The organism is Streptomyces massasporeus (assembly GCF_014648995.1).
Classification (GTDB): domain Bacteria; phylum Actinomycetota; class Actinomycetes; order Streptomycetales; family Streptomycetaceae; genus Streptomyces; species Streptomyces massasporeus.
In genome coordinates, this window is the sequence record NZ_BMSE01000001.1 from 23,200 (window position 1) to 50,000 (window position 26,801).

The 26,801-nt window shown below is 73.4% G+C and carries 18 protein-coding genes and 1 pseudogene; 14 read left to right on the forward strand and 5 right to left on the reverse strand.

Annotation, left to right across the window (positions count from 1 at the left end; all coding sequences use genetic code 11):
- The first annotated feature begins 12 nt into the window (after window positions 1-12).
- Window positions 13-708: a type 1 glutamine amidotransferase domain-containing protein gene (locus tag IE153_RS00125; RefSeq protein ID WP_189587492.1), complete on the forward strand. Its 696-nt coding sequence runs from the start codon at window positions 13-15 to the stop codon at window positions 706-708.
- A gap of 21 nt (window positions 709-729) precedes the next feature.
- Here IE153_RS00125 and IE153_RS00130 read toward each other — a convergent pair whose 3' ends face one another.
- Window positions 730-3,177, reverse strand: coding sequence for a SpoIIE family protein phosphatase (locus IE153_RS00130; RefSeq protein ID WP_189587493.1), 2,448 nt, complete (start codon window positions 3,175-3,177; stop codon window positions 730-732).
- A gap of 185 nt (window positions 3,178-3,362) precedes the next feature.
- Here IE153_RS00130 and lanKC point away from each other — a divergent pair, with 185 nt between their 5' ends.
- The 4 genes from lanKC (at window position 3,363) to IE153_RS42845 (ending at window position 10,127) form a co-directional block, all read left to right on the forward strand.
- Window positions 3,363-5,957 (forward strand): class III lanthionine synthetase LanKC, encoded by a 2,595-nt coding sequence (lanKC, locus tag IE153_RS00135; RefSeq protein ID WP_189587494.1) that lies wholly within the window; start codon window positions 3,363-3,365, stop codon window positions 5,955-5,957.
- A gap of 84 nt (window positions 5,958-6,041) precedes the next feature.
- A complete protein-coding gene (locus IE153_RS00140; RefSeq protein ID WP_031113019.1) occupies window positions 6,042-6,158 on the forward strand; it encodes a SapB/AmfS family lanthipeptide in 117 nt (38 codons plus the stop codon).
- An 82-nt stretch (window positions 6,159-6,240) separates the two neighbouring features.
- Entirely contained in the window at window positions 6,241-8,187 is a 1,947-nt protein-coding gene (locus IE153_RS00145) for an ABC transporter ATP-binding protein (protein WP_229828567.1), read from the forward strand.
- The gene (locus IE153_RS42845; protein ID WP_438817885.1) at window positions 8,184-10,127 is read left to right on the forward strand and encodes an ATP-binding cassette domain-containing protein; all 1,944 of its coding nucleotides are present in this window, start codon (window positions 8,184-8,186) and stop codon (window positions 10,125-10,127) included. The genes IE153_RS00145 and IE153_RS42845 overlap by 4 nt, the downstream gene beginning before the upstream one ends.
- Here the strand turns inward: IE153_RS42845 and IE153_RS00150 are convergent.
- A pseudogene (locus IE153_RS00150) lies at window positions 10,050-10,703 on the reverse strand (response regulator transcription factor); the annotation flags it as partial. The gene IE153_RS42845 and the pseudogene IE153_RS00150 sit on opposite strands and share 78 nt — an antisense overlap.
- Before the next feature lie 186 nt (window positions 10,704-10,889).
- Between IE153_RS00150 and IE153_RS00155 the strand changes: the two are divergent.
- Entirely contained in the window at window positions 10,890-13,046 is a 2,157-nt protein-coding gene (locus tag IE153_RS00155) for a SpoIIE family protein phosphatase (RefSeq protein WP_189588507.1), read from the forward strand.
- 116 nt (window positions 13,047-13,162) lie between these two features.
- Here the strand turns inward: IE153_RS00155 and IE153_RS00160 are convergent, their stop codons facing one another.
- Window positions 13,163-14,572, reverse strand: coding sequence for a S1 family peptidase (locus IE153_RS00160; RefSeq protein ID WP_189587496.1), 1,410 nt, complete (start codon window positions 14,570-14,572; stop codon window positions 13,163-13,165).
- Between the two features lie 744 nt (window positions 14,573-15,316).
- On the opposite strand from IE153_RS00160, the gene IE153_RS00165 reads away from it, so the two are divergent.
- The 4 genes from IE153_RS00165 (at window position 15,317) to IE153_RS00180 (ending at window position 21,525) form a co-directional block, all read left to right on the forward strand.
- Complete coding sequence (locus IE153_RS00165) at window positions 15,317-15,532, forward strand: type A2 lantipeptide (protein WP_097222463.1); 216 nt, start codon at window positions 15,317-15,319, stop codon at window positions 15,530-15,532.
- 137 nt (window positions 15,533-15,669) lie between these two features.
- The gene (locus IE153_RS00170; RefSeq protein WP_097222462.1) at window positions 15,670-16,476 is read left to right on the forward strand and encodes a biotin/lipoyl-containing protein; all 807 of its coding nucleotides are present in this window, start codon (window positions 15,670-15,672) and stop codon (window positions 16,474-16,476) included.
- Window positions 16,473-18,698, forward strand: a complete 2,226-nt coding sequence (locus IE153_RS00175; protein WP_189587497.1) for an NHLP family bacteriocin export ABC transporter peptidase/permease/ATPase subunit — start codon at window positions 16,473-16,475, stop codon at window positions 18,696-18,698. Before IE153_RS00170 ends, IE153_RS00175 begins: the two co-directional genes overlap by 4 nt.
- 1 nt (window position 18,699) lies before the next feature.
- The gene (locus IE153_RS00180; RefSeq protein ID WP_189587498.1) at window positions 18,700-21,525 is read left to right on the forward strand and encodes an NHLP bacteriocin export ABC transporter permease/ATPase subunit; all 2,826 of its coding nucleotides are present in this window, start codon (window positions 18,700-18,702) and stop codon (window positions 21,523-21,525) included.
- A gap of 4 nt (window positions 21,526-21,529) precedes the next feature.
- On the opposite strand, the gene IE153_RS00185 is transcribed toward IE153_RS00180, so the two are convergent.
- Together IE153_RS00185 and IE153_RS00190 are read right to left on the reverse strand one after the other, a co-directional pair.
- The gene (locus IE153_RS00185) at window positions 21,530-22,057 is read right to left on the reverse strand and encodes an SRPBCC family protein (RefSeq protein ID WP_189587499.1); all 528 of its coding nucleotides are present in this window, start codon (window positions 22,055-22,057) and stop codon (window positions 21,530-21,532) included.
- A gap of 6 nt (window positions 22,058-22,063) precedes the next feature.
- Window positions 22,064-22,405 (reverse strand): ArsR/SmtB family transcription factor, encoded by a 342-nt coding sequence (locus IE153_RS00190; protein ID WP_189587500.1) that lies wholly within the window; start codon window positions 22,403-22,405, stop codon window positions 22,064-22,066.
- 174 nt (window positions 22,406-22,579) lie between these two features.
- On the opposite strand from IE153_RS00190, the gene IE153_RS00195 reads away from it, so the two are divergent.
- The 4 genes from IE153_RS00195 (at window position 22,580) to IE153_RS00210 (ending at window position 26,796) form a co-directional block, all read left to right on the forward strand.
- Window positions 22,580-24,088 carry an MFS transporter gene (locus IE153_RS00195; RefSeq protein ID WP_189587501.1) on the forward strand — a complete coding sequence of 503 codons (1,509 nt, stop codon included), beginning with the start codon at window positions 22,580-22,582 and terminating at the stop codon, window positions 24,086-24,088.
- A gap of 147 nt (window positions 24,089-24,235) precedes the next feature.
- Window positions 24,236-25,243 (forward strand): Ppx/GppA family phosphatase, encoded by a 1,008-nt coding sequence (locus tag IE153_RS00200; RefSeq protein ID WP_189587502.1) that lies wholly within the window; start codon window positions 24,236-24,238, stop codon window positions 25,241-25,243.
- Window positions 25,244-25,297: 54 nt separating this feature from the next.
- Window positions 25,298-25,492 (forward strand): hypothetical protein, encoded by a 195-nt coding sequence (locus IE153_RS00205; protein ID WP_189587503.1) that lies wholly within the window; start codon window positions 25,298-25,300, stop codon window positions 25,490-25,492.
- A gap of 296 nt (window positions 25,493-25,788) precedes the next feature.
- Window positions 25,789-26,796 carry an iron-containing redox enzyme family protein gene (locus IE153_RS00210; RefSeq protein ID WP_189587504.1) on the forward strand — a complete coding sequence of 336 codons (1,008 nt, stop codon included), beginning with the start codon at window positions 25,789-25,791 and terminating at the stop codon, window positions 26,794-26,796.
- Window positions 26,797-26,801 lie beyond the last annotated feature (5 nt).

Genomic DNA, 26,801 nt, shown 5'->3' on the forward strand with positions numbered 1-26,801 from the left:
GATGCACCCACCATGTCGAAGATCCTCTTCGTCGTCACCGGCGCCGACACCTGGACCCTGGCCGACGGCACCGCACACCCCACCGGCTTCTGGGCCGAGGAGGCCGTCGCCCCGTACGAGGCGTTCCGGGCCGCCGGCCACGAGGTCGTCGTGGCCACGCCCGGCGGTGTCGAGCCCACCGTCGACCGGGCCTCCCTCGCCCCCGAGGTGAACGGGGGCCAGGAGAACGCCGACCGGGTCGCCAAGGCGCTGGAGTCCTTCACCGAGCTGCGCCACCCCGTCCGTCTCGAGGACGTCCGGCTCGACGACTACGCGGCCGTCTTCTACCCCGGCGGTCACGGCCCGATGGAGGACCTCGCCGTGAACGCCGACTCCGGCCGGCTGCTCGCCCGGGCCCTGGAGTCGGGCAGGCCGCTCGGGGTCGTCTGCCACGGGCCGGCCGCGCTGCTGGCCGCTGTCGGGGCCGACGGCACCAACGTCTTCGCCGGCTACGAGGTCGCGGCGTTCACCAACGCCGAGGAGATCCAGGGCGGCCTCGCCGACCGCGCGAAGTGGCTGCTCGAGGACCGCCTCACCGAGGCCGGGGTGACCGTGCGGGCCGGTGAGCCGTGGGCCCCGCACGTGGTCACCGACCGCAACCTGGTCACGGGCCAGAACCCGGCGTCGTCGGCCCCGCTGGCCCAGGAGCTGCTGAAGCGGCTGGGCTGAGCGGGAGCATCGCCGGCCGGGTCAGCGTCCCAGCACCAGTTCCGCCCACACCTGCTTGCCGCCGCTGACCGGCAGGGTGCCCCAGGTCGCGGCGAGGGCCTCGACGAGGAGGATGCCCCGGCCGCCGGTGGCCTCCCAGCCGATGCTGGTCGGGCGGACCGGTGAGCGGGGTGAAGCGTCGGCGATGGCGATGCGCAGGCGGTTGTTGACGAGGGTGAGGTCCATCCGGACCTTGCCGTCGGTGTGGACCAGGGCGTTGGTGACGAGTTCGGAGACGACGAGGAGCGCGGCGTCGTGGTCCACGGTGACGCCCCAGGAACGCAGGGTCCGCCGGGCGAAGCGGCGGGCGTGCCCGACGGCCTGCGGCACCCGCCAGACCGTCCAGCTCTCCCTCAGCGGGCGCAGTGCCATGCCGTCGTAGCGCAGGAGGAGCAGGGCCACGTCGTCGCTGCGCGGGGCGTTGCCCAGGAGGGCGTCGGCGACGAGCCCCATGTCGGTGGGGGTGGCTTCGGCGAGCCGCTCGGCCAGGTGCTCCATGCCTTCGTCGATGTCGGAGTCGGGCGTCTCGACGAGCCCGTCCGTGGCCAGCGCGATGACGGTGCCGGGCGGGAGCCGCAGCGGACTCATCGGGAAGTCGGCCCGGGCGACCACCCCGAGGGGCGGGCCGCCCTCCGCCTCCGCGATGTCGGTCCGGCCGTCCGGGTAGCGCAGGACCGGCGGCAGATGCCCGGCGCGCACGCACCAGGCGGCGCCCTCCTCCAGGTCGACGTCGACGTAGCAGCAGGTGGCGAAGAGGTCGCTCTCCATGTCCATGAGGAGCCGGTTGGCGTGCGCGACCACCACGTCCGGCGGGTGCCCCTCGACGGCGTAGGCGCGCAGGGCGGTGCGCATCTGGCCCATGAGGGTGGCGGCGCCGGCGCTGTGGCCCTGGACGTCGCCGATGACGAGGGCGACGTGGTTGTCGGGCAGCGGGATGACGTCGTACCAGTCGCCGCCGAGTTCGAGCCCCGCCGTGCTGGGCAGGTAGCGGGCCACGGCCACCGCGCCCGGCAGCCGGGGCAGGCTGCGGGGCAGCAGCTGGCGCTGGAGCATGCCGACGAGTTCGTGCTCGGCGTCGAAGGCCCGGGCCCGCACCAGGGCCTGTCCGGCGAGGCCGGCGCAGGCGGTGAGCAGGGCGCGTTCGTCGGTGCCGAAGTCGTGCGGGGTGTCCCAGCCGATCAGGCAGGCTCCGGCCATGCGGTTCCCGGCGGGCAGCGGCAGGACGGCGAGGCCGCCGGGGCCGACCTCGGCCAGGGCGCGTTCCAGGGGGCTGCCGGCGGGCCAGATCCGGGCCCGGCCCTCGCGCAGCGCGGCGGCGAGGGTGGGCATGGCGCGCACGGGTGCGTCGGGCCACTCGGTGCGCCACTCCGACCGCCACAGCTCGGGCCAGGCCTCGGGTTCGGGCGGGTCGAGGACGGTGACGACGAGGCGGTCGCCCTCCAGCTCGGCGAGGGCGATCCGGTCGGCACGCAGCGGCCGGCGCAGCGCGGCGACCACGGCCCGTCCGACGTCGCGGACGGTGACGGCGGTGGCCAGTGCGGAGGCCAGGCGCTGGACGCGGGCGACGTCGGTGACGTCGGAGCGCAGGGTGGAGACGTCGACGACCGTGCCCACGAGGCGGGCCGGGTGGCCCTCGCCGCCGGGCAGGAGGCGCCCGCGCAGCCGGAGCCACTTCGGCGGCCCGTTGGGCTGGAGCACCCGGAACTCCAGCTCCCGGTCGCCGATGGACATGTGGTCGGCCTCCACCACGGACATCAGCGACGGCAGGTCCTCGGGGACGGTCAGGCTGAGCAGTGTCTCGACCCGGCCGTCGAACTCCACCGGGTCCAGGCCGAACAGGTCCAGCAGGTCGTCGCCGACCCGGACGCGTCCGGTGTCCATGGCGAGGTTGAAGGCGCTCGGCGGCAGTTCACCGGCCTCGGCGGGGGCGGCCGGGACGGTGAAGGCGACCGCGTCCGTGATGAGTTCCAGGCAGCGGAGGTCGTCGGCGCCGAACCCCCCGGGCCGTTCGGTCACGGCCAGCAGGCAGCCGCCGTCGCCCTGCACGGGCAGGGCCGTCAGGAAGAAGTCCCTCGACGGTACGCGCCGCGCCTGGGCGTGCTCGGCGAGTTCCGCCGGGCTCAGTGACACCGGCTGCCCGCGGCGGTGGGCCTCGGCGGCCGGGGACCGTCCGGCGCGCGGGTAGCTGTCGCGCAGCCCGTACAGCGTCCTCGGGACGCCGGCCGACTCCATCAGGCAGAGCAGCTCGCCGTCCTCGCCGGGCGCGTAGACGGCGGCGAGCGCCGCACCGGCGAAGACGAGCGCCTGTTCGAGGACGCGACGCAGCCGTTCGGGCGACTCGTGATCGACCGCGATCGCCTTGAGGGCACCTTCGGCACGCAGCGTTCGCGTTCCGCTCTCCTGGGCGCCCTGACTGACCACGTTGGCCATTACAGCGCTAATGAGACACCTGCGCAGCCCCTGTGGGCGTTCCGTGGACCGGCGAGGACGCGGGCGCTCGAAAGAATCCGAACATGTCTTGACGCATGCGTTCCGCACGGTGTTCTCGTGACACGCGTGACTGTCCGTGCCCGGCTGGTGGCTGGAAGGCTCGGTGCTCGTCAGGAGGGGGACGCATGGACAAGCGGTACGAGGTGTACGCGCTGGCCGACCAGCATTTCTACGAGACGCCGGACCGGCTGGCGCGGGGCGGCCAGGGGACGGCCGGCCACCTCTACGAGACGGCCCGCCGGCCGCTGCCGGAGGGCTGGGAGTCGGCCCGGATCGGCGACTGGCAGACCATGACGCCGCTCGGCCCGGACGGCGAACCGGTGCAGGGCCCGGCCCAGGGGTGGAAGATCCACGCCTCGGCGACCCGGGCGAACGCCGAGGAGATCGCCCGGATCGTGTGGGACTACTGCGTTGAGCGGCGCGTCCCCTTCAAGTTCGTGCCGGGCCCGCACCTGCTCCACCTGCGCAACACCAAGTACGCGCCGCGTGACGGCAGCGGCAAGTTCGTCACCGTCTACCCGGCCGACGAGGAGCAGCTGCACCGGGTGCTGCGCGAGCTGGGCGCGCTGCTGGAGGGGTTCGAGGGGCCGTACATCCTCACCGACCTGCGCTGGGGCGAGGGCCCGCTGTACGTGCGCTACGGCGCCTTCGCGCGGGCGTTCGTCGTGGACGAGCGGGGCTCGCTGGTGCCGGCGGTGCGGGACGGCGAGGGGCGGCTGGTGCCGGACCGGCGGGCGCCGTCCTTCCAGGTGCCCGAGTGGGTGACGCTCCCGGCGTTCCTCCAGCCGCATCTGGACGCGCGGAACGACACGACGACGGGTGAGCTGCCCTACCGCATCGAGAAGGCGCTGCACTTCTCCAACGGTGGCGGGGTGTACGCGGGCACCGACACCCGCGACGGGCGCAAGATCGTCCTCAAGGAGGGGCGGCCGCACGCGGGGCTGGCCTCGGACGGGGCCGACGCGATCGCCCGGCTGGAGCGGGAGAAGCAGGCGCTGGAGCAGGTGGCGGGCACGGGTGTGGTCCCGGAGGTGCGCGACTGGTTCGAGCTCGGCGGGCACCGTTTCCTGGTGATGGACTTCCTGGAGGGCCGTCCGCTCAACGCCTTCTTCGCGGAGCGGCATCCGCTGCTCACCCGGGAACCCGACGCGCAGGCCGTCGCCTCCTACACGGCATGGGCGCTGCGCATCCACCGCAGGGTGGAGGAGGCCGTGGCGGCGGTGCACGCCCGGGGCATCGTCTTCAACGACCTGCACGTCTTCAACATCATGGTCGCCCCGGACGAGGAGACGGTGTTCCTCCTCGACTTCGAGGCCGCGGCCCCGGTCGGGGAGAACGGCCGTCAGGTCGTCGCCCACCCCGGGTTCTTCGCGCCGCCGGACCGCCGGGGCGCCGACATCGACCGCTATGCGCTGGCCTGTCTGCGGCTGGCCCTGTTCCTGCCCGTGACCACGCTGTTCGTGGTCGACCGCGGCAAGGCGGCACACCTGGCCGAGGTGATCGCGGAGCAGTTCCCGGACGTGCCGCGGGAGTTCCTCGACAAGGCGGTCACGGAGATCACCCGGGAGGTGTCCGGCCGTACGGTGGCCGCTCCCTCCGCGCCGGTGGACCCGGGCGACTGGCCGTACAGCCGCGACTCGATGGTCAAGGCCATCCTCGCCTCGGCCACTCCGGAGCGCGACGACCGGCTCTTCCCCGGCGATGTCGCGCAGTTCTCCGACGGTGGCGGGCTCGGGCTCGCCCACGGCGCCGCGGGGGTGCTGTTCGCGCTGGACGCGGCCGGCGCCGAGCGGTACGAGGAGGGCGAGCGCTGGCTGCTGGACCGGACGGCACCGGCCCCGGTCGGCACCCCGCTCGGGCTGTACGACGGGCTCGCGGGCGTCGCCCTGGTCCTCGACCGGCTCGGGCACCGGCAGCGGGCGCTGGACCTGGTCGAGGGCATCCTCGCCGAGCGGTGGCAGAACCTCTCGTCCGACCTGCACGGCGGACTGGCCGGGCTCGGCCTCGTCCTCGGGCACCTGGCCCGTACGACCGGCGAGGCGGAGCTGGGCGAGCGGGCCCACGAGGCCGCGCGGATCCTCGTCCAGCGGCTCACCGAGCCGGTGCCGGCCACGTCCCGGCAGCGCGCCGGACTGCTGCGCGGCGCGAGCGGCCCCGCGCTGCTCATGCTGCGGCAGTACGAGTGGACCGGCGAGGAGGCCTGGCTGGAGGCGGCGGCCGTGGCCCTGCGCCGGGACCTGGCGTCCTGCGTGACCCGCGAGAACGGGTCGCTGGAGGTCGACGAGGGCTGGCGGACGCTGCCCTACCTCGGCGACGGCAGCGCGGGCCTCGGCATGGTCCTCGACGACCTCGTAACCCACTCCCCCGGCTTGGCCGGGGAGTTCGGGACGGCCCGCTCAGGGGTGATCACCGCCGCGACCTCGCGCTTCTACGCGCAGCCCGGCCTCTTCCAGGGCCGCGCCGGAATGATCCTGCACCTCAGCCGCACGACCGCGCCGGGCGCGACCGGGGACCGGCTGGCGGCGCAGATCGCCGGGCTCGGCTGGTTCGCGATGGCCTACCAGGGCCAACTGGCCTTCCCCGGGCACCAGATGATGCGGCTCTCCATGGACCTCGCCACCGGAACGGCAGGGTGCCTGCTGGCGCTCGGCGCGGCCCTCGACCCGGCGACCGACGCCCACCTGCCGTTCCTCCCGCCGCCGAGCAGGCGGCCCCACTGACGCGGCTGCGCGATCCCGCGGAGTCGTGACACCACCCCGTCCCCACGGATGACCACGGACGGACACCCAATGGAAGGACACACCATGGCACTTCTCGACCTGCAGACCATCGAGACCGAAGAGCGCACGGACGGCGGCGGCAACAGCACCGTGAGCCTGCTCTCCTGCATCAGCGCCGCGAGCGTTCTGCTCTGTCTCTGACCTGCGGTCTGCTCGCTCCGGGCGGCTCCCTCCCTTCGGGGAGGGGCCGCCCGGGGTCCTTCCCGCCCCAGGAAAGGCCCGTATGACCTCGCGCGGCGACGACGACCCGGCGGCCGGACACGCGCGCACCCTGCTGCGCGCGGCCACCCGGTACAGCGGGGCGCGCTGCCTGGCGCTGTGCCTGGTGAGCATCGCCGCCACGGGTGCCGGGCTGCTGCTGCCGGCCGCGCTGGGCCGGGCCCTCGACCTTCTGCTGGCGCACGCCCCCGCCACCCGCTGGGTGCTCTGCTGCGCCGGCCTCGTCCTGCTGCTCGGTCTGCTCGACGCGGTCCAGACCGTCCTCACCGGCACCGTCGACGCCCGTACCACCGCGTGGCTGCGCCGCCGCCTGACCGGGCACGTCCTGGGCGTCGGCCCGCGCGCCGCGGACCGCTTCGGCTCCGGTGACCTCGTCGCCCGCCTGGTCGGCAACGCCGCCGAGGCGGGGACCACACCGGCGGCCCGGGCGGCGCTCGTGGCCGCACTCGCCGGCCCCGTCGGCGGGGTGGTCGCGCTGGGTCTGATCGACGGGTGGCTCGCGGCCGTGTTCCTCGCCGGAGCCCCCGTGCTGGCCCTTCTCCTGCGCGCCGTCTCCCGTGACACCTCCGAGAGCGCGTCGCGCTACCAGCGGGCCCAGGGCCGGATCGCGGCCGCGCTGGCGGAGGCCGTCGAGGGCGTGCGCACCGTCCGGGCGGCCGGCACGGAAGGCCGGGAGACGGCCCGGGTGCTGCGGCCGCTGCCCGATCTGTCCCGGGCCGGGCACCGCATGTGGCGGGTGCAGGGGCGGGCCGCGGCCCGGGCGGTCGCCGTGGCACCGCTGCTGCAACTCGCGGTCGTCGCCGTGGCCGGGGTGCTGCTCACCCGGGACCGGCTCTCGGTCGGCGAGGTGCTCGCGGCCTCCCGGTACGCGGTGCTCGCGACGGGCGTCGGTGTGCTGGTCGGCCGGCTCGCGGGCCTGGCGCGGGCCCGGGCCGCGGCCCGGCGCCTCGGCGAGGTCGGGACCGAGCCCGCCACCGTGTACGGCACCCGCGGGCTGCCCGACGGCCCCGGGCGGCTGGAGCTGCGCGGGGTGACGGCCCGGCGCGGCGGACGCACCGTGCTGGACGGGGTGGATCTCGACGTGCCGGGCGGCACGACCCTGGCCGTCGTCGGCCGGTCCGGCGCGGGCAAGTCGCTGCTGGCCGCGCTCGCCGGACGGCTGGCCGATCCGGACGCGGGCGAGGTGCTCCTCGACGGGGTGCCGCTGCGCGAGCTGCCGCACGACGCCCTGCGCGGCGCCGTCGGTTACGCCTTCGCCCGCCCCGCCCTCCTCGGTGGCACGGTCGGGCGGGCGATCGGCCTCGGCCTGCCGTCACCCTCCCCCGGCCTGGTCCGGGAGGCGGCCCGCACGGCCCTCGCCGACGACTTCGTCCGACGCCTCCCCGACGGATACGACACGCCCGTCGCCGACGCCCCGCGCTCCGGCGGCGAGACCCAACGGCTCGGTCTCGCCCGGGCGTTCGCGCACGGTGGCCGGCTGCTGATCCTCGACGACGCCCTCTCCAGCCTCGACACGGTGACGGAACGCCGCATCACCGACGCCCTGTTCGGCGACGGGCCGGGCGCCACCCGGCTGCTGGTCGCCCACCGCGGCGCGACGGCCGCGTGCGCCGACGCCGTGGCGTGGCTGGACGGGGGGCGGGTGCGGGCGGTGGGGCGGCACGAGGAGTTGTGGCGGCTCGCGGAGTACCGGGCGGTGTTCGGGGACGGCGCGGGCCCCGACGGCACAGGCGCGAACGACGGGGCGGGGCTCGAAGACGGCACGGACCCCGACGGCACGGACGCGAACGACGGGGCGGTGTTCGGAAACGACGCGGACCCCGACAGCACGGATGACGACGGCGGTGCGCGGCCGGACCCGGACACCCGGGACGGGACGAGCGGGGAGAGCGACGTGGCGGGTACGGACGGCCGGAGCGGCGCGGATGCCGGGGAGGGGGCGCTGACATGACGGCCCGGATCCGTGCGCGCGGACGGAGTGGGCGGGACGCTGACACGGCCGCCGACGCCCCGGCGGGAGCCGCCCTCCCCACCCGGGGCCTGCGTTTCCTGCTGGCCCGCCGGCGGGTCCTGCTGCGGCTCACCGCCTGGTCCGTGCTGGAGACCGGGCAGACCTTCCTCATCGGGTACGGGCCCGCCCGCGCCCTGGACGAGGGGTTCCTGCGCGGGCGGGCGGATGTCGGACTGGTCTGGCTGGCCGTGACCGGACTGGGCGTCCTGCTCGGCGCGTACGGGACCGCCCGGGTCTACGCCGCCGTCGCCGCGCTGGTCGAACCGCTCCGGGACCGGCTCGTGGAACGGGTGGTCACGCGCGGGGTGCGGACCGGGGACGCGGGTTCCCTGTCCGGGCTCACCCAGCAGGTGGAGGTCGCCCGGGACACCTTCGCCGGACTGGTCATGGTCTCCCGCTCCTTCGTGTTCACCGCCGCCGGTGCCCTGGCCGGCCTGTTCACGCTCGCCCCGCCGCTCCTGCTGGTCGTGGGGCCGCCCCTGGCCGTCGGCATGGCGCTGTTCGCCGTGACGCTGCGACCACTCGCGAGACGGCAGGAGACGTTCCTCGTCGCCGACGAGGCCCTCGCCGGTGACCTCGGCGCCGTCGGCCCGGGCCTGCGGGACATCACGGCGACCGGCGCGGAAGCGGACATCGCCGCCGGCACCGGGGAACGGGTCGAGGCGGAACTGCGGGCGGCGCGCGCCCTGGCCCACTGGGGGGTGCTGCGCGTGGCGTCCCTGACGATCGGCGGCCAGCTGCCGATCGTGCTGCTGCTCGCCGCCGGACCCTGGCTCCTGTCCCACGGCGTCACCGCGGGTGCCCTGGTCGGCGCCCTCGCCTACGTCACCCAGTCCCTGCTCCCGGCCCTGCGCAACCTGATCCACGGCCTGGGCACGAGCGGCTCCCGCCTGACGGTGGTGCTGCGCAGGCTGGCCGGGACGGACACCGGCACACCCCGCCCACCGGAGAGCCGGCCCGGGCCTTCGGGCACCACCGCGGACCACGGCACCCCGCCCCCCGCCTTCTCCCTCGCCTCCGTCACGTTCGCCTACGGTCCCGCCAGCGCACCCGTCGTCCGGGATCTCGATCTCGCCCTCCCTCCCGGCGCGCACCTGGCCGTCGTGGGTCCCAGCGGCGCCGGCAAGTCCACGCTCACCGCGCTCGTGGCGGGGCTGCTCGCCCCCTCGCACGGCACGATCCGGGTCGCTGGACACCCCGTGCCCGGCCCGGAGGCCGCCGCCGAGCGGGTGCTCATCCCGCAGGAGGCGTACGTCTTCAGCGGCACCCTGGCCGAGAACCTCGCGTACCTGCGGCCCGATCGGGTGCCCGCGGAGGAGTTGCTGGCCGCGGCCGAGGCGGTCGGGCTCACCCCGCTGGCCGAGCGGCTCGGAGGGCTCGACGCCCGGGTCGATCCGGCGACGCTGTCGGCCGGCGAACGGCAGCTGGTCGCACTGACCCGGGCCTATCTGTCGTACGCCCCGCTCGCCCTGCTGGACGAGGCGACCTGCCATCTGGACCCAGGGACGGAGGAGCGGGCGGAGCGGGCGTTCGCCGCGCGGCCGGGCGGGACCCTGGTGGTCGTGGCCCACCGCATCAGCTCGGCCCGCCGCGCCGGCCGGGTCCTGGTGATGGATGGCCGGAGCACGGCGTACGGCGATCATGAGGAGCTGATGCGGTCCTCGGCGCTGTACCGGGACCTCGTGGGGAACTGGACTCCCGCACCGGCCCGGCGCGGGTCAGAGCCAGCCCTGGCCCTGGGAGATGCGTATCGCGTCGATGCGGTTGCGGGCCCCGGTCTTGCGGGTGATGGCCGCCATGTAGTTGCGCACCGTCCCGTGGGACAGGTGCAGGCTCCCGGCGATCTCCGCGATGGAGGCTCCCTCGGCCGCGAGGGATAGCACGCTCAGTTCTCTTCGGGTCAGCGGCATCTCCGCCGCCTGGAGGAACCCGAAGCCCAGCGAGTCGTTGACGAAACGTTCCCCCTCGGCAACGCGACGGATCCCGCGCAGCAGATTCTGCGGGGATCCCTCCTTGTCCACGTAGCCGAGCGCCCCCGCCTCGGCCGCCCGCTTCAGCAGGCCCGGCCGGTTCGCGCTGGCGAGCACCAGTAATCGGGGGCGCACGCGCTCCGGGCCCGGCCGGCACAGTTCGCCCAGCGGTGGGATGCCGTAGGAGTCCGCGCACTCCAGGTCCGCCGCGCACACGTCCGGCCGAACCGACCGCACCGTACCCGGCGCGCCGCGCCACGACGTGTCGTGCACCGCCAGGTCGGTCTCCCGCCGCAGCCACTCCGCCAGCACCGACCGCACCAGACACTCGTCGTGCACCAGAAGCACCCGGATCACTGCCACCCCTCCGCTCGACCTACGCCCCCTCGTCTGTTGAGCGCGTGCCCCATTGTTCGCGACCGTGACCCAGCGTGGGCGCGGAGAACCGGCCATCAGGGTGCGCGGGGGCGCACGCCCAGCGCCCATACGCCCGGCCACGCTTCGACTACGGGGGCATGGGTCGGGACAGTCGGGGTAAGCGGGCGCTTCCGACGGGGCCGGAGCGCATGTGACCGTCGGTAACCAGGCCTGTCGCGGAACCGCTCGTCGTGCGGGACCGGCCGTCAGGGGGGAGATTTGTTCCTGGACCCGGTCGCGCGGCCGTGCGAGGAGGTGGTCGGCGTGTCCGACGGACAGTCGTCCGCGCAGGCGCCGGCAGCCGCCAGGACGCCGGTCGGCCGTCCCCTGCTCTCCCTGGCGCTGGCCTCGATGATGGACGAGGTGCACGCCCACTCCGGCGCGGTGTACCTGATGGCGCCGGATCAGCCGGTGCTGGAGATGGCGGTGATGGCCGGTCTGCCCCGTGCGTTCGCGGCGCCCTGGGAGCGGGTGGGCCTGAGCTCGCCGATCCCGGTCTCCGACGCGGCGCGTGAGCGGCGGCTGGTGTGGGTCGGCGGCGAGGAGCAGATGGCCCGCCACTATCCGAGGATCGCCGTGGTGCTGCCCTACCCGTTCGCCCTGGCCGCGGTGCCGATCGCCACCGAGTCGACCGTCTACGGCGCGGTCTTCGTGACCTGGCCGGGCGCGCATCCCGCGGAGATGTCCGACCACGAGCGCGACCATCTGACCGCGGCCTGTGACCGGCTGGCGGTCCGGCTGGAGCGGGCCGCCGCGCACAGCATCCCACCGCAGCCCGAGACCGATATGCTCGCCTCGCCCCTGGTGGGCGGCATGGCCGGCACGCTCGGCACGGTCGAGGCGGCCCGGATGGTGAGCCGGCTGCCGTACGGTCTGGTCTCGCTGGACCTGCACGGACGGGTCGGCTTCGTCAACGCGGCGGCGGCCGAGCTGCTGAACGTCCCGGTCAGCCGGCTGCTCGGCACCCAGCTGTGGGCGTCGGTGCCGTGGCTCAACGACCCGGTGTACGAGGACCGGTACCGGGCCGCGCTGCTGAGTCAGCACGTCACCTCGTTCGTGGCGCTGCGCCCGCCCGGTGAGTGGTTGTCGTTCCGGCTGTACCCGAGCACGACGGGCCTGAGCGTCCGCATCACCAAATCCAGGGCCGTGTCCCGGATGAACCGGACCGCACCGCCGCCCGACGGGACGCCGTCCCGCCTGGTCACCATCTCGCAGGTGCTGGACCTGGCCGGAGCGCTGACCGAGGCGGTGGGGGTGCAGGACGTGGTGCAGTTGGTCGCGGACGAGATCGCCCCGGCGGTGGGCAGCCAGGCCCTGGTCGTGCTGGGCTCGCGGGCGAACCGGCTCCAGGTGCTGGGGCATCGCGGGTACCGGGATCCGCACGTGGTGGAACGGTTCGACGGAATGCCCCTGACCGAGGCGACACCCGGCACCCAGGTGCTGCGGACGGGCGTGCCCGCGTTCTTCGAGTCGCAGGAGCAGCTGGAGCGCCTGTACCCGGCGCGGCTCGCGACCCCCGACGGGTTCGCGGCCTGGGCCTTTCTGCCGCTGATCGCCCAGGGCCGCCCGGTGGGGACGTGCGTGCTCTGCTACGCCGAGCCGCACCCGTTCCCGACCGAGGAGCGGGCGGTGATGACCAGCATGGCCGGGCTGATCGCCCAGGCGCTGGAGCGGGCGCTGCTCTACGACGCCAAGCACCGGCTCGCGCACGGCCTGCAGGAGGCGCTGCTGCCGCACTCCCTGCCGTCGCTGCCCGGCATCGAGGCGGTCGGCCGCTATGTGCCGGCCACTCAGGGCATGGACATCGGCGGCGACTTCTACGACCTGGTCGGCGCCCAGGGGACCGCGGCGGCGGTGATCGGGGACGTCCAGGGCCACAATGTGACGGCGGCCGGGCTGATGGGGCAGGTCCGCACCGCGGTACGCGCGTACACGACCGTGGGGCAGGCGCCCGAGGAGGTCATGCGCAGTACCAACCGGCTGCTGCTCGACCTGGGGGCCGATCTCTTCGCCAGCTGCCTGTACCTGCGGCTCGACCCGGAGCACGGGCGGGCCGTGATGTCCCGGGCCGGGCACCCCCCGCCGCTGCTGAGACGGCCGGACGGCAAGGTGCGCGTCCTCGACCTGGCGGGCGGTCCGCTGCTGGGCATCGACGCCTCGGCGGTGTATCCGACGACGGAGGTCGCACTGCCTCCCGGTTCGCTGCTCGTCCTCTACACCGACGGGCTGGTCGAGTCCCCCGGCACGGACTTCGAGGAGGCCCTCGCGGACCTGGGCCGGCGCCTGGCCGACGCCGGGGACCTGCCGCTGGACGAACTGGCCGACAGCCTCGTCCACCAGGAGCGGCACCGCACGGACGGGGAGGAACGGCTCGACGACATCGCCCTGTTGCTGATCAGGGCGCTCGGGTAGCCCGCCCGCCCCGGGCACAGCGCTGCGGACACGCCGGTGGCCGGCCCGGTCCCGCCAGGAAGGGGGCGGGACCGGGCCGGCGGCGTCGGACCGGCTGCCGACGGCTTGGAGAGGGGTCAGCGGGACTCGGTCAGACCGGAGTTGTCCTCCAGGCCCTGACCCGCGTCCTGACCGGCCCCCGCACCGGCTCCGGCACCCGCTTCGTCATCGCCGGCCTGCTCACCGGCTCCCGCACCGGCTTCTTCACCGGCCCCGGCTTCCTGGCCGGCACCGGCCTCGTCACCGGCACCGGCCTCCTCGCCCGCGCCCGCTTCCTCACCGGCACCGGCACCGGCCTCGTCGCCCGCACCGGCTTCCTCGCCCGCGCCCGCACCGGCCTCGTCACCGGCACCGCCGCCCGCGGCACCGCCCGCGCCGAGGGTCGCGCCGACCGCCTCCAGGGCGGTGGTCACCGGCTGGAAGAACGTCTCGCCGCCGGCCGTGCAGTCGCCGCTGCCGCCGGAGGTCAGGCCGATGGCGAGGCCGTCCTGGGTGAACAGCGAGCCGCCGCTGTCGCCGGGCTCGGCGCAGACGTCGGTCTGGATGAGGCCGGTGACCGTGCCCTCCGGGTAGTTCACCGTGGCGTCGAGGCCGAGGACCTGGCCGTCGTTGAGCCCGGTGGTGCTGCCCATCCGGAAGACCTGCTGGCCGACGGTCGCCTCGGCGGCCTCGGTGATCGGCACCGTCTGGTTGCCGGTGTTGACCTCGCTGGGCGCCTCGGTCGCCGGGTCGTCGTACTTCACGAGTGCGAAGTCGCCGTTGCCGGGGAAGGTCGACTGGTCGACTGTGGCGATCGGCTGGCCGCCCTGGCTGTCGGACCACTCGTTGCCGCCGAGGGTGCAGTGACCGGCGGTCAGGAAGGCAGGGGAGCCGTCGCCCGCGGTGACGTTGAACCCGAGGGAGCAGCGCGAGCCGCCGGCGAAGATGGCGTCGCCTCCGGAGACGAACGGCTTGAAGGTGCCGGAGGACTTCTTGACGGTGGCCATGTCGGAGCCGAGCTCCTTCACGGTGCTCTCCAGTCTGTCCCACTTGGCACCGGTCACGGTGCTGTCCGCGGTCACCAGGAGCTTGTTGGTGCGCGGGTCGATCGACCACGAGGTGCCGGCGATGGTCGCCTCGGACTTGAGCGTCGACGCCCCGTCCTGAAGCTCCGACCAGCTGTTCTCCACCTCGCGGACCTTCGCGCCGGCCGCCTTCGCCTGCACGATGACGTTGTTGTCGTCGCCCGGTACGACGTTGACGACGAGTTGCTTGCTGTCGCCGTCGTAGTAGGAGCCGCCGAACGCCTCACCGAGGAGCCCGGAGAGCTGCGAGGCGAGATCCGAGGCGTCGCCCGCCTTCAGGGTCTTCGGCGCGGCAGCCGCGTCGTCGGACGAACCGTCCTGCGAGGCGTTGGCGTTGGGGAGCAGGATCGCGGCTGCGCCGAGCGCCACCACGCTGCCCGCCGCTATCGCGGCCTTGCGCTTCGGAATTCGCTTGTGACTCAAACTTCTCTCCTCCTGGGGAACGGAGTAGGTGCCGCCGTCCGGCAGCTTCTGGGGGGCGCCTGGATGGCTGTTGGTACGCACGGGCCGCACGGGGCGTTCAATTCCGATTGCAAGTGATCCCTTCGCATCGCGGAATCAGCCAACTCCCGCTGTCCGCACGGCGACCGCGCGGTCCGCGACCGCCCTGTTCACATGGCCCGCTCCGGCAGGCCCGGCCCGGGCGGACCGCGGAGAGCCATGGCCGGATGACGGCGTCTCAGCGACGGGCGTCGCTCCGGCATGGCGGAACGAAACGCTCCGTATCCGGCCGGGAACGATCTGTCGCAATCACGGAGTCGAACCCCGGCTTCAGCGAATCTGCACATCGACTGCTCAACCCGGTCACCGAAATGAGGGTTATCCACACCCCGGCCGCGTAGGTCACGCCTTTGGGGCGGTAGTGCCGGATTCGCCGCCCCGCCGAGCAAGGGCCCGGATGCGCCGATGCCGTGCGGCATGTGAAGAACTCGCCGCCAAGTGGTGCGCAGACCTGCACGGATCGGTGCCACTGGGGCGCAAGTTGCCTGGTGAGGGGGGTGGTTGATTGGAAGCGCGGACCCGCAGCGTGCTTTGATCCATCGCACCGCGGGGGCCGCTCAGGGCATTCGGAAACGGATGCCCGGTGCTCGCGGTCGCGGCCGTCATCTGTCCCCAGAGGGGGCCGCTCCCCCCTTGTGAGATATCCATATGAAGGGAAGTTCCATCATGAACTCCACCCCCCAGGTTGAGACCGTCGAGATCGCCGACGCCGAGCTCGACGCCGTCTCCGGTGGCCTCGCCGTGAACGCCGTGAACACCGTCACCGACACGGTCGACAGCATCGCTCCGGTCTCCGGCCTGGTGAACACGGTCGTCGGCACCGTCGAGGGCGCCACCGGCCTGAACACGGCCCCGGTCACCAACCTGGTCGCCGGTCTCTGATCGAGCCCTTGTGCCGTTGAGACCCGGAGCCGCAGCCGGCGGTTCCGGGTTCTTCGGGTTCCGCATGCACCTCTTGCACGGTCGCCGGCACCTTCGCCACGGCCGTGAGTACCTCTTCTACGGGTGAGGGAAGTTCCTTGCAGTTCCGCCAACAGGCCCTCGCCAAGCTCCAGTCGCCGGAGGAACTGGACCTCCCGGTGCGCTTCGCCCGGCCGCAGGGCTGGCTCGTGCTCTCGGTGACGGTGGTCGCGATGGCCGCCGCCTCGGTGTGGGCGGTGACCGGCTCGGTGACCTCCACCGTCAGCGCACCCGCCATCATCACGCACGGGCAGGGCAGCTACCTCCTCCAGAGCCCCGTCGCGGGCCAGGTCACGGCAGTGCTGGCCAAACAGGGCCAGCAGGTGCCCGCCGGCTCCCCCGTCCTCAAGGTCCGCACGGCCAAGGGCGATGCGGTCGTCCGCACCCTCGACGCGGGCCGCGTCTCCGCGCTCGCCGCGACCGTCGGGCAGATCATCCAGACCGGCGCGAACGTCGCCGCCGTCGAGAAGGTCGCCCGCACGAAGGACCCGCTCTACGCGACCGTGTACGTCCCCGCCGAGAACGCCGCCTCGATCCCCGACGACGCGGCGGTGGACCTGACCGTGCAGTCGGTGCCGACGCAGGAGTACGGCGTGCTGCGCGGCCATGTGAAGTCGGTGGACCGCTCGGCCCAGTCCCCGCAGCAGATCGCCGCGTTCCTCGGGGACAGCCAGCTGGGCGAGCAGTTCACGAAGAAGGGCAGGCCGGTGGCCGTGACGGTCCGGCTGGACACGTCCTCCGCCACGAAGAGCGGCTACCGGTGGTCGTCCGCGGACGGGCCCCCGTTCAAGCTGACCTCCATGACGCTGGCCTCCGGTTCGATCCGGCTGGCCGACCAGCACCCCGTCGACTGGCTGCTGCCATGAGCGCGACCGCACAGGAGCCCCGGAGCCGGCGCCGCGCCGCCCCGCCGAAGCGCAAGGTGCCCAAGGCCCGGGCCAAGACCGTCCGCACACCCACCGTGCTCCAGATGGAAGCCGTCGAGTGCGGCGCCGCCTCCCTGGCGATGGTGCTCGGCCACTACGGCAAGCACGTCCCGCTGGAGGAACTGCGCATCGCCTGCGGTGTCTCCCGCGACGGCTCGCGCGCCAGCAACCTCCTGAAGGCGGCCCGCTCCTACGGCCTGACGGCCAAGGGCATGCAGATGGACCTGGCCGCCCTCGCCGAGGTGAAGTCGCCGGCCATCCTGTTCTGGGAGTTCAACCACTACGTCGTCTACGACGGCATGGGCCGGCGTTTCGGCCGGCGCGGCGTCTACATCAACGACCCCGGCAAGGGCCGCCGGTTCGTCCCCATGGAGGACTTCGACGGCAGCTTCACCGGTGTCGTCCTCGTGATGGAACCCGGTGAGGACTTCGCCCGGGGCGGCCGCAAGCCCGGCGTCCTGGGCGCGATGCCCGCCCGGCTGCGCGGCACGGCGGGCACGATGCCCGCCGCCGTCCTGGCGAGCCTGCTGCTGGTGGCGGTCGGCGCCGCGGTGCCCGCGCTGAGCCGCACCTACATCGACGAGTTCCTGATCGGCAACCAGACCTCGCTGCTCGGGGTGCTGTTCACGTCGATGGCGGCGTGCGTGCTGCTCACCGTGGTGCTGACCTGGCTCCAGCAGGCCAACCTGCTGCGCGGCCGCATCATCTCCTCCACGCTCTCCAGTGCCCGCTTCCTGCGGCATCTGCTGCGGCTGCCGGTGACGTTCTTCTCCCAGCGCAGCCCGGCCGACCTGGTGCAGCGCCTGCAGTCCAACGACGCGGTGTCCGAGACCCTGTCCCGCGACCTCGCGGCGGCGGGCGTGGACGCGATCGTGGTCGTCCTCTACGCGGTGCTGCTCTACACCTACGACCCGCAGCTGACGTTCGTCGGCATCGGCGTGGCCCTGCTGAACATCGTCGCCATGCGGGTCGTCATCCGGCTGCGGGCGACCCGCACGGCGAAGCTGCGCGCGGACACGGCACGCCTGACCAACACCGCCTACACCGGCCTCCAGCTCATCGAGACGATGAAGGCGACCGGCGGCGAGGACGGCTACTTCCGCAAGTGGGCCGGGCAGCACGCCACGACACTGGAGGAGCAGCAGCGGCTCGGCGTGCCGAGTGCCTGGCTGGGGGTGGTCGCGCCGACGCTCGCCACCCTCAACAGCGCGCTGATCCTGTGGATCGGCGGCATGCGGGCGGTCGAGGGGCACATCTCGGTCGGTCTGCTGGTCGCCTTCCAGGCCCTGGTCACCCGGTTCACGGCCCCGCTGACCCGGCTGAACGGCGTCGCCGGCCGCATCCAGGACTTCGCGGCGGACGTGGCCCGGCTGAAGGACGTGGAGAACTTCAAGGCCGACCCGCTCTACGGCCGCCCCGGCTCCGGCGAGTCCACCCGCCGCCTCCAGGGCCATGTCGAACTGGAGAACATCACGTTCGGCTACAGCCCCCTCGACAAGCCCCTGCTCACCGGCTTCGACCTGACGGTCGGTCCCGGGCAGCAGGTCGCGCTGGTCGGCGGCTCGGGCAGCGGCAAGTCCACGGTGTCCCGGATGATCTCCGGGCTGTACGCGCCGTGGGAGGGCGTGATCCGCATCGACGGGCAGCGCATCGACGACATCCCGCGGGGGGCGCTGGCCGCCTCGGTCTCCTTCGTCGACCAGGACGTGTTCCTGTTCGAGGGCACCGTCCGCGACAACGTGGCGCTGTGGGACCCGTCGATCCCCGACGAGGCGGTGGAGGACGCGCTGCGCGACGCCGCTCTGCACGATGTGATCACGCGCCGCCCGGGCGGCATCCACAGCAGGGTCGAGCAGGACGGCCGCAACTTCTCCGGCGGGCAGCGCCAGCGCCTGGAGATCGCGCGGGCGCTGGTGCGCCGGCCGAGCATCCTGGTGCTCGACGAGGTGACGAGCGCGCTGGACGCGGAGACCGAGCAGGTCGTGATGGACAACCTGCGCCGGCGCGGCTGCGCCTGTGTGGTGATCGCACACCGGCTGAGCACGGTGCGCGACAGCGACGAGATCGTCGTCCTGCAGCACGGCACGATCGTGGAGCGGGGACGGCACGAGGACCTGGTGGCCCGCGGCGGCGCGTACGCGGCACTGGTCAGGGAGCGGTGACATGACGGCCGTTCACGAAGGGCACGACGGCGACCTGGTGCTGGGCGCCTTCGGGCAGATGGGTTCGCGCATCGACTGCGCCGGGTTCAGCCGCCTCGACCTCGAGGGCCCGCAGGTGCTGTGGCTGGTCGCCTCCGGCGCGGTGGATCTGTTCGCGGTCGACGCCGGGCAGCAGGGCCATTGGCACCATCTGGGCCGGCTGGAGGCGGGCTCGCTGGTGCTCGGCCCGGTGCCGGGGCCGCAGCACACCCTGGTGGCCCGGCCGCTGCGGGACTGCGTGGTGCACCGCATCGGCCTGCGCGAGCTGTACCAGCCCGCCAACACGGCGACCTGGTCGTACGACGAGTACGGCAACCCGCAGTACGTGCCGCCGACGACGAGTCCGCTGGAGTACGCGCTCGCCCTCGGAGTCGGCCGCAGCCTGTCGATCCTCTTCCAGGCACCGATGGCCACGGAGCGGGCCGCCGCGCCCACCGACGACGACGTGTTCTGGATGCAGGTGCCGCCGGGCAGCGTGCAGTACGGCTCGCTGTACGGCGCGGAGGCCGCGGCCGACCTGCTGATGGACCCCGCGCTGTGGCAGTCCATGGTCGACCAGCAGTACCGGCTGCTGACCACGCTGGACCGCTGGATCGAGCAGCTGGAGCGCACCCACGAGTCGCGCACGGCCGAGGGCATCAAGGCCGGTGAGGCGGTGCGCGCCCAGGCCGACCAGACGTTGCTCGCCTCCATCGGCAAGCGCTCCTCGAAGCGCACGACCGCGGCCGACGCGGACGCCACGTACGCGGCCTGCAAGCTGGTCGGGCAGGCGGCCGGGATCCGTATCACCGAGCCGACCCAGAAGGGCACCGGCGGGGACCGTCTCGACCCGGTCGAGCAGGTCGCCCTCGCCTCCCGGGTGCGCACCCGGGCCGTACGGCTCGACGGCCACTGGTGGCGGGACAACGTGGGGCCGCTGGTCGGTCAGCGGGCCCTGTCGGGTGCGCCGGTTGCGCTGCTGTGGCGGCGCGGCGGCTATGTCGCGGTGCATCCGTCGACCGGCCGGGAGACGCCGATCGAGAAGGCCAACGCCGAGGAGTTCGAGCCGCGCGCGGTGATGTTCTACCGTCCGCTGCCGGAGCGGGGCCTCAGTCCGCTGAGGCTGCTGCGGTTCTGCATGCAGGGCATGCGCGGCGACCTGACGGGTCTGCTGCTCAGCGGTCTGGTGACGGTGGCGATCGGCGCGCTCGTGCCCATCGCGACCGGCAAGGTGCTGGGCGAGTTCGTGCCGAAGGCGCAGACCGGGCTGATCGTGCAGGTGTGCCTCGCGGTGATGCTGAGCAGTGTGGTGGCGGCGGCCTTCATGCTGTTGCAGAACCTCACGATCCTGCGGCTGGAGGGCCGGATCGAGGCGACGCTCCAGCCGGCGGTGTGGGACCGGCTGCTGAGACTGCCGACGAAGTTCTTCACCGAGCGCTCCACGGGCGAACTGGCCAGCGCGGCCATGGGCATCAGCTCGATCCGCCGGCTGCTGGCGGGGGTCGGGCCGACGGTCGCCCAGTCGGTGACGGTCGGCGCGATGAACCTGGGGCTGCTGCTCTGGTACAGCGTGCCGATGGCGATGGCCGCGATCGGCATGCTCGTCGTGATCGCCGCCGTGTTCCTGGGGCTCGGGTTGTGGCAGGTGCGCTGGCAGCGGCGTCTGGTGGTGCTCTCCAACAAGCTGAACAACCAGGCGTTCCAGACGCTGCGGGGGCTGCCCAAGCTGCGGGTGGCCGCCGCCGAGAACTACGCGTACGCCGCGTGGGCGTCGGAGTTCGCGCGCAGCCGGGAGCTCCAGCAGAAGGTCGGGCGCATCAAGAACCTCACGTCGGTGCTGGGCGCGGTGTACCTGCCGCTGTGCACGCTGCTGATGTTCATGCTGCTGGCCGGCCCGGCCCGGGGGTCGATGTCGGCGGCGGCGTTCCTCACCTTCAACACCTCGGTGACGATGGTGCTGACCTCCGTCACGCAGCTGACGGGCTCGTTCGTCTCGGCGGTGGCCGCGCTGCCGCTGTTCGAGGAGATCAAGCCGGTGCTCGACGCGACGCCGGAGGTGCGCACGGCGAGCACCCGGCCGGGTCCGCTGACCGGGGCGATCGAGGCGCGGCGGGTGTCCTTCCGCTACTCGGACGACGGTCCGCTGGTCCTCGACGACGTGTCGTTCGACGTGCGGCCGGGCGAGTTCGTCGCGGTCGTCGGCCCGAGCGGCTGCGGAAAGTCGACGCTGCTGCGGCTGCTGATCGGCTTCGACCGGCCCGTGTCGGGCAGCGTGCTCTACGACGGGCAGGACCTGGCGGCCCTCGACCAGTCGGCGGTGCGCCGCCAGTGCGGTGTGGTGCTGCAGAACGCGCAGCCATTCACCGGTTCGATCCTGGACGTCATCTGCGGCACCGAGCCGTACACGCCGGAGGAGGCGATGGCGGCGGCCGAGATGGCCGGTCTCGCCGAGGACATCAAGCGGATGCCGATGGGTCTGCACACGATCGTCGCGGGCAGCGGGGCCGTCTCCGGCGGTCAGCGCCAGCGGCTGATGATCGCCCAGGCGCTGATCCGGCGACCGCGCATTCTCTTCTTCGACGAGGCGACCAGCGCGCTCGACAACGAGACGCAGCGCACGGTCATCGAGAGCACCAAGGCTCTGAACGCCACCCGGATCGTCATCGCGCACCGGTTGTCGACCGTGCTGGACGCCGACCGGGTCGTGGTGATGGAGGAGGGCAAGGTCATCCAGCAGGGGCCGCCGGCCCAGCTGCTCGCCGACCCCGGAGGCCGGCTGCACGAGCTGGTGCGGCGTCAGATGGCGTGAGCGGTCAGTCCAGCCCGGGCACCGGCGCGCCGCAGGGCATCCCCGCCGCGACGTAGGCGGCGTAGAGCTCCTTCCAGGGCGCGTCGGCCCCGGCGTGCGGACCGGCGGTCTCCTCGCCGCGCGCCCTGGCGTCCAGCGCGGTCAGGCACACCTCCCAGCCGGCGCCGTTGCGGGCAGCGGTGTCCTGGGCGGCGAGGACGTTGGTGAGCGTGAAGCGGGTGCTCTTCTCGCCGGTTTCCTCCAGGTCGAAGCGGAGTTCGTCCCCGCCCCACTCGAACGCCAGGTGCCGGGGCGGGTCGACGGCGAGGACCCGGCCGGTGGAGTTCTCCATGTGCGGGTCGCCGCTGAACCTGACGGTGCCGCCGGGGCGCAGCTCGATCTCGGCGCGGGACGGGAACCAGCGCTCCAGCTCGTCCGCGTCGGTGACGAACTGCCAGACGCGGTCCACGGGGTGGTCGTAGACGCGGCTGAAGCGGACGGCGGGGCGGCCGTCGTCCAGGGTCAGATAGGTGCCGGTGAGGTCGGCGGTCATGGCGGATCAGTCCTTCGGTGGGCTGGTTCGGGGGGCGTCCGGCGTCTCGTCGAGGCGGCGGCCCAGCGTGTCGAGGCTCTTGTTCCAGAGCGCGCGGTAGGGGGCGAGCCAGGCGTCCAGGGCGGCGATCGGGGCGGGGTCGAGGGAGTGGACACGGCGTTGCGCGTCCTGCCGCACCCGGACCAGGCCCGCCTCGCGCAGCACCTTGAGGTGCTTGGAGGTGCTCGGCTGGCTCAGTCCGCACGCCTCGACGATCTCACCGACGGACCGGGGCCGCTCCAGGAGCAGCGCGACGATGGCCCGCCGGTGGGGATCGGCGAGCGCGGCCCAGAGGGTGGCGTCGGACATGACCCCAATATGCCTCGGGAGTTATATGCGCGTCAAGGAATATGCAAGCTCCCGGGAGAGATGCCAGCGAAACGTTGCCGTTTCGTTCGGGCTGGTCTAGCCTCGACGTGTACGAAACCGTTTCGTTTACGTACTCATTACCTTCGTGTGCCGTCCCTGGAAACGGGTGCTCCCATGCCACAGAAATCCCTCACCGACCACGCGCCCGAGAGCGCCGCCGCCGGGACGACGCCCTCCGCGGCCTCGCCCAAGCGGTGGTGGATCCTCGCGGTCGTCGCCCTCGCCCAGCTGATGGTGGTGCTGGACGCCACCATCGTGAACATCGCCCTGCCCTCGGCCCAGGCCGACCTGCACTTCTCCGACGGCAACCGGCAGTGGATCGTCACCGCGTACGCGCTGGCCTTCGCCTCCCTGCTGCTGCTCGGCGGCCGGATAGCCGACCTGTTCGGCCGCAAGCCGGCCTTCCTCGTCGGCATCGTCGGCTTCGCCGCCGCCTCGGCTCTCGGCGGCGCCGCGAACGGCTTCGAGATGCTGGTCGTCGCCCGAGCCCTCCAGGGCGTCTTCGGCGCGCTGCTGGCACCGGCCGCACTGTCGCTGCTGAACACCACGTTCACCGACGCACGCGAACGCGCCCGCGCGTTCAGCGTCTACGGCGCCATCGCCGGTGCCGGCGGTGCGGTGGGCCTGCTCCTCGGCGGCATCCTGACCGATGCCCTCGACTGGCGCTGGACGCTGTACGTCAACGTCGTCATCGCCGTGGCCGCCTTCGCGGGCGGCTGGCTGCTGCTGAGCAACCACCGCGACGCCACGACCGCCAAGCTGGACGTGCCGGGCACGATCCTGGTGGCCGGCGGCCTGTTCTCCGTCGTCTACGGCTTCTCGAACGCGGAGACGCACGACTGGGGCTCGCCGCTCACCTGGGGCTTCCTGATCGCCGGCGGCGTGCTGCTGGCCGCCTTCGCCTGGTGGCAGACCCGCGCCGCCCACCCGCTGCTGCCCCTGCGCATCCTGCTCGACCGCAACCGCGGGGCGTCCTTCCTGGCCGTGTTGATCAGCGGCGCGGGCATGTTCGGGGTGTTCCTGTTCCTCACCTACTACCTGCAACTCCACCTGGGCTTCAGTCCCACGAAGACCGGTGTGGCGTTCCTGCCGATGGTCGGCGCGCTCATGGTGACGGCTCAGCTGGGCACCACCGTGCTGCTGCCCCGCCTCGGCCCGAAGACCGTGATCCCGCTGGGCTTCGCCATCGCCACCGCCGGCATGGCCTGGCTGACCGGTATCGGCGTCGGCTCCTCCTACGCGAGCGCGGTGCTGCCGCAGCTCGTCGTGATCGGCGTGGGTCTCGGCCTGGTGATGCCGCCGGCGATGCAGCTGGCCACGGGCGGCGTCGCGGCCGAGGACGCCGGCGTGGCCTCCGCCACCGTCAACGCCATGCAGCAGGTGGGCGGTTCGGTCGGCACGGCGCTGCTGAACACCCTCGCCGCGAGCGCGGCGACCGACTACCTGTCCGGCAGGGACCCGAGCAGCAAGCTCGTGCAGGCCCAGGCCACGATCGAGAGCTACACCACCGCCTTCTGGTGGTCGGCCGGGTTCTTCGCCGCGGGCGCGCTGATCACCCTGGTCCTGCACCGGCGCGGGGTGCCGCGGCAGGACGCGGAGGCGGCGCCCGTCGTGCACATGTGACCGACCGGGAGTGCCGGGGGCCGTCGTGCGCGGGACACGGCGGCCCCCTCTCCCCTGCCGCGGGCGCGTCCCCCGCGAGTGGCGCGTCCTCGCCGGTCCGCAGCGTGCGATCTGTTGACCCGCCCGGTAAATGGGTACCCACCGCCCATGCGTATCAGCGTGGTGGATGTGGGATCGAACACGGTCAGACTTGTGGTCGCGGACGCGGCGGACGGAGTGCCGCTGCCCGTGCACACCGCCAAGTGGCGGCTGAGGCTGTCCGAGCAGATCACACCGGGGGGACCCGTCCCGGAGCAGGCCGTGGCGCAACTCGTCGACGCGGTGTCCGAGGCGAGCAGGACCGCCACCCGGTGGGGTGCGGCCGGTCCGTTGGCGTTCGCGACCGCCGTGGTGCGCAACGCGCCGAACCGGCACGAGGTGCTGCGCACCGTCCGTGCCCGAACGGGCGTCGACCTGTGCACCCTGCCGGGAGAGGTCGAGGCCGAACTGACGTTTCTCGGGGCGCGGCGTTGGATGGGCTGGCGGTCGGGTCCGCTCGCCCTGCTCGACATCGGCGGCGGCACCCTCGAAGTCGCCTTCGGGCGCGGCCGGTTGCCCGACTTCGTGGCGTCGCTGCCGCTGGGCGCGCGGCGGTTGACGCACGAGTTCTTCGAGGACGAGGACCCGCCGTCGCCGGAGCGGGTGCGGGCGTTGCGCCGCAAGGTCCGCCATCAGCTGCGGGACGTCGCGGCGCGGATCCGATGGGAGGGCCCGCGCACCGCGGTCGCCACCTCCCGGACCTTCCAGCAGCTGGGGCGGCTGTGCGGCGCAGCACCCGGACGCCACGGCCCCTTCGTGGACCGGCAGATGCGCCGCTCCGAGCTGCGGGAGGCGATCACCCGGCTGGCCGCCCTGCCCACCGCCGAACGCGCGCACCTGCCCGGTATCTCCGCCCCGCGCGCCGCACAGAGCCTGGCGGGAGCGGTGGTCGGGCACACCGCGCTGAAGCTGACCGGCATCAAGGCCGTCACGGTCTGCCCCTGGGCGATCCGCGAGGGCGTGCTGCTGCGCCACATCGAGGACGGCCCCTCCTGGTGGGGGGAGGTCGCCCGTCGCAGCGAGGAGGCCGCTCCTCCCGACCCGGTGCCGCTGCGGATCGCCGCCACCTCCGGCTGACCGCCCGTGCCCGTGACGGGCCGTACCGAACACAGGAACAGGAAGGAGACCTCCGTGTCCCAGCACAAGGATCACGGCCACGACCAGCACGGCAAGCCGCCCGAGACCGCGCTCCAGGAGGTGCTGCGCGAGGTCGAGGACGCCGAGAACCGCACCCGCGACTCCGCGGAGCAGCGCCGCCACCGGGGCGAGGCCGGGGAGGCCATCTCCCCCAACCCGCGTGCGCAGGCGGAGTCCGAGGGCGACTGAGGAGGACCGGGCCGGGCCACTGGGGCGGCGGCCCGAACGGTCACGCCGCCAGGGCCCGCGCCACACCCGGCAGTTCCGACGCCGCCCGTCCGGTCGAGCGGCCGGTCGTGGCCCCGCTCGGCGTCGAGGAAGCCCGGTCCGGGGCCGGGCCCCTGGGGTATCCCGTACGTCCACGCCTGACCGGGGGTCGTGGAGCCGATGTCTCGACCAAGCGTGCCTTTGTGCCATGCCGGAGTACCCCGTGGGGCGCGTGTCACGCGAGGGGTGCCCGGTCGCCGGGCGGGTACCCGGCGCGCATGGACCACGAAGGACCACGACTGCCGACCCCGCGCGGCCCGCTGAGCAGGGGTGTCGACGCGTATCTGCGGGGCGCGGGCCGCCTGCCCCGCCTCGAGGAGGTCGCCCGCGCCGAGGTGTACGGCGACGACCTCCAGCTCGCCCTGTACCTGTGCTACGAGCTGCACTACCGCGGCTTCGCGGAGGTCCCTCCCGAGCGTGAGTGGGATCCCGACCTGTTGCGCACCCGCGCGGCCATGGAGCAGCGCTTCCTGTCCGCGCTGCGTACCGACGCGCACGTCCACCACAGCGTGGACGAGGCACTGGCCGGACTGCTGGTCGAGCCCGTCGAGGGCACCGGCGTGACCCACTTCCTGCGCGCCGAGGGTGAGCTGTGGCAGGTGCGCGAGTACGCGGCCCAGCGCTCCCTGTACCACCTCAAGGAGGCGGATCCGCACGCCTGGGTGCTGCCGCGGCTGTGGGGCCGGGCGAAGGCGGGGATGGCCGCGGTGGAGTTCGACGAGTGGGGCGGCGGTCGGGCGGAGCGCGTGCACGCGGCCCTGTTCGCCGACCTGATGACGGATCTGGGCCTGGACACCACCTACGGCCGCTATCTCGACGCCGCGTCCGCCGAGGCCCTGGTCACCGTGAACATGATGTCCCTGTTCGGGCTGCACCGGACCCTCAGGGGCGCCCTGGTCGGGCACTTCGCGACGGTCGAGATCACCTCGTCGCCGGGGTCGCGGCGGCTCGCCGAGGCGATGCGCCGCACGGGCGCCGGTCCCGCGGCCGAGCACTTCTACGACGAGCACGTCGAAGCCGACGCGGTCCACGAGCAGGTGGTGCGCCACGACGTCATCGGCGGCCTGCTGGAGCAGGAGCCGCAGCTCGCCCCGGACATCGCCTTCGGCATCGACGCCACCGAGTTCGTCGAGGAGCGCTTCGGCGCCCGGCTGCTCACCGATTGGCGTGCGTCACGTTCATCCCTGTGTACACCGCTTGCCCAGGAAGCAGCTCATATCTCCTGATGGCC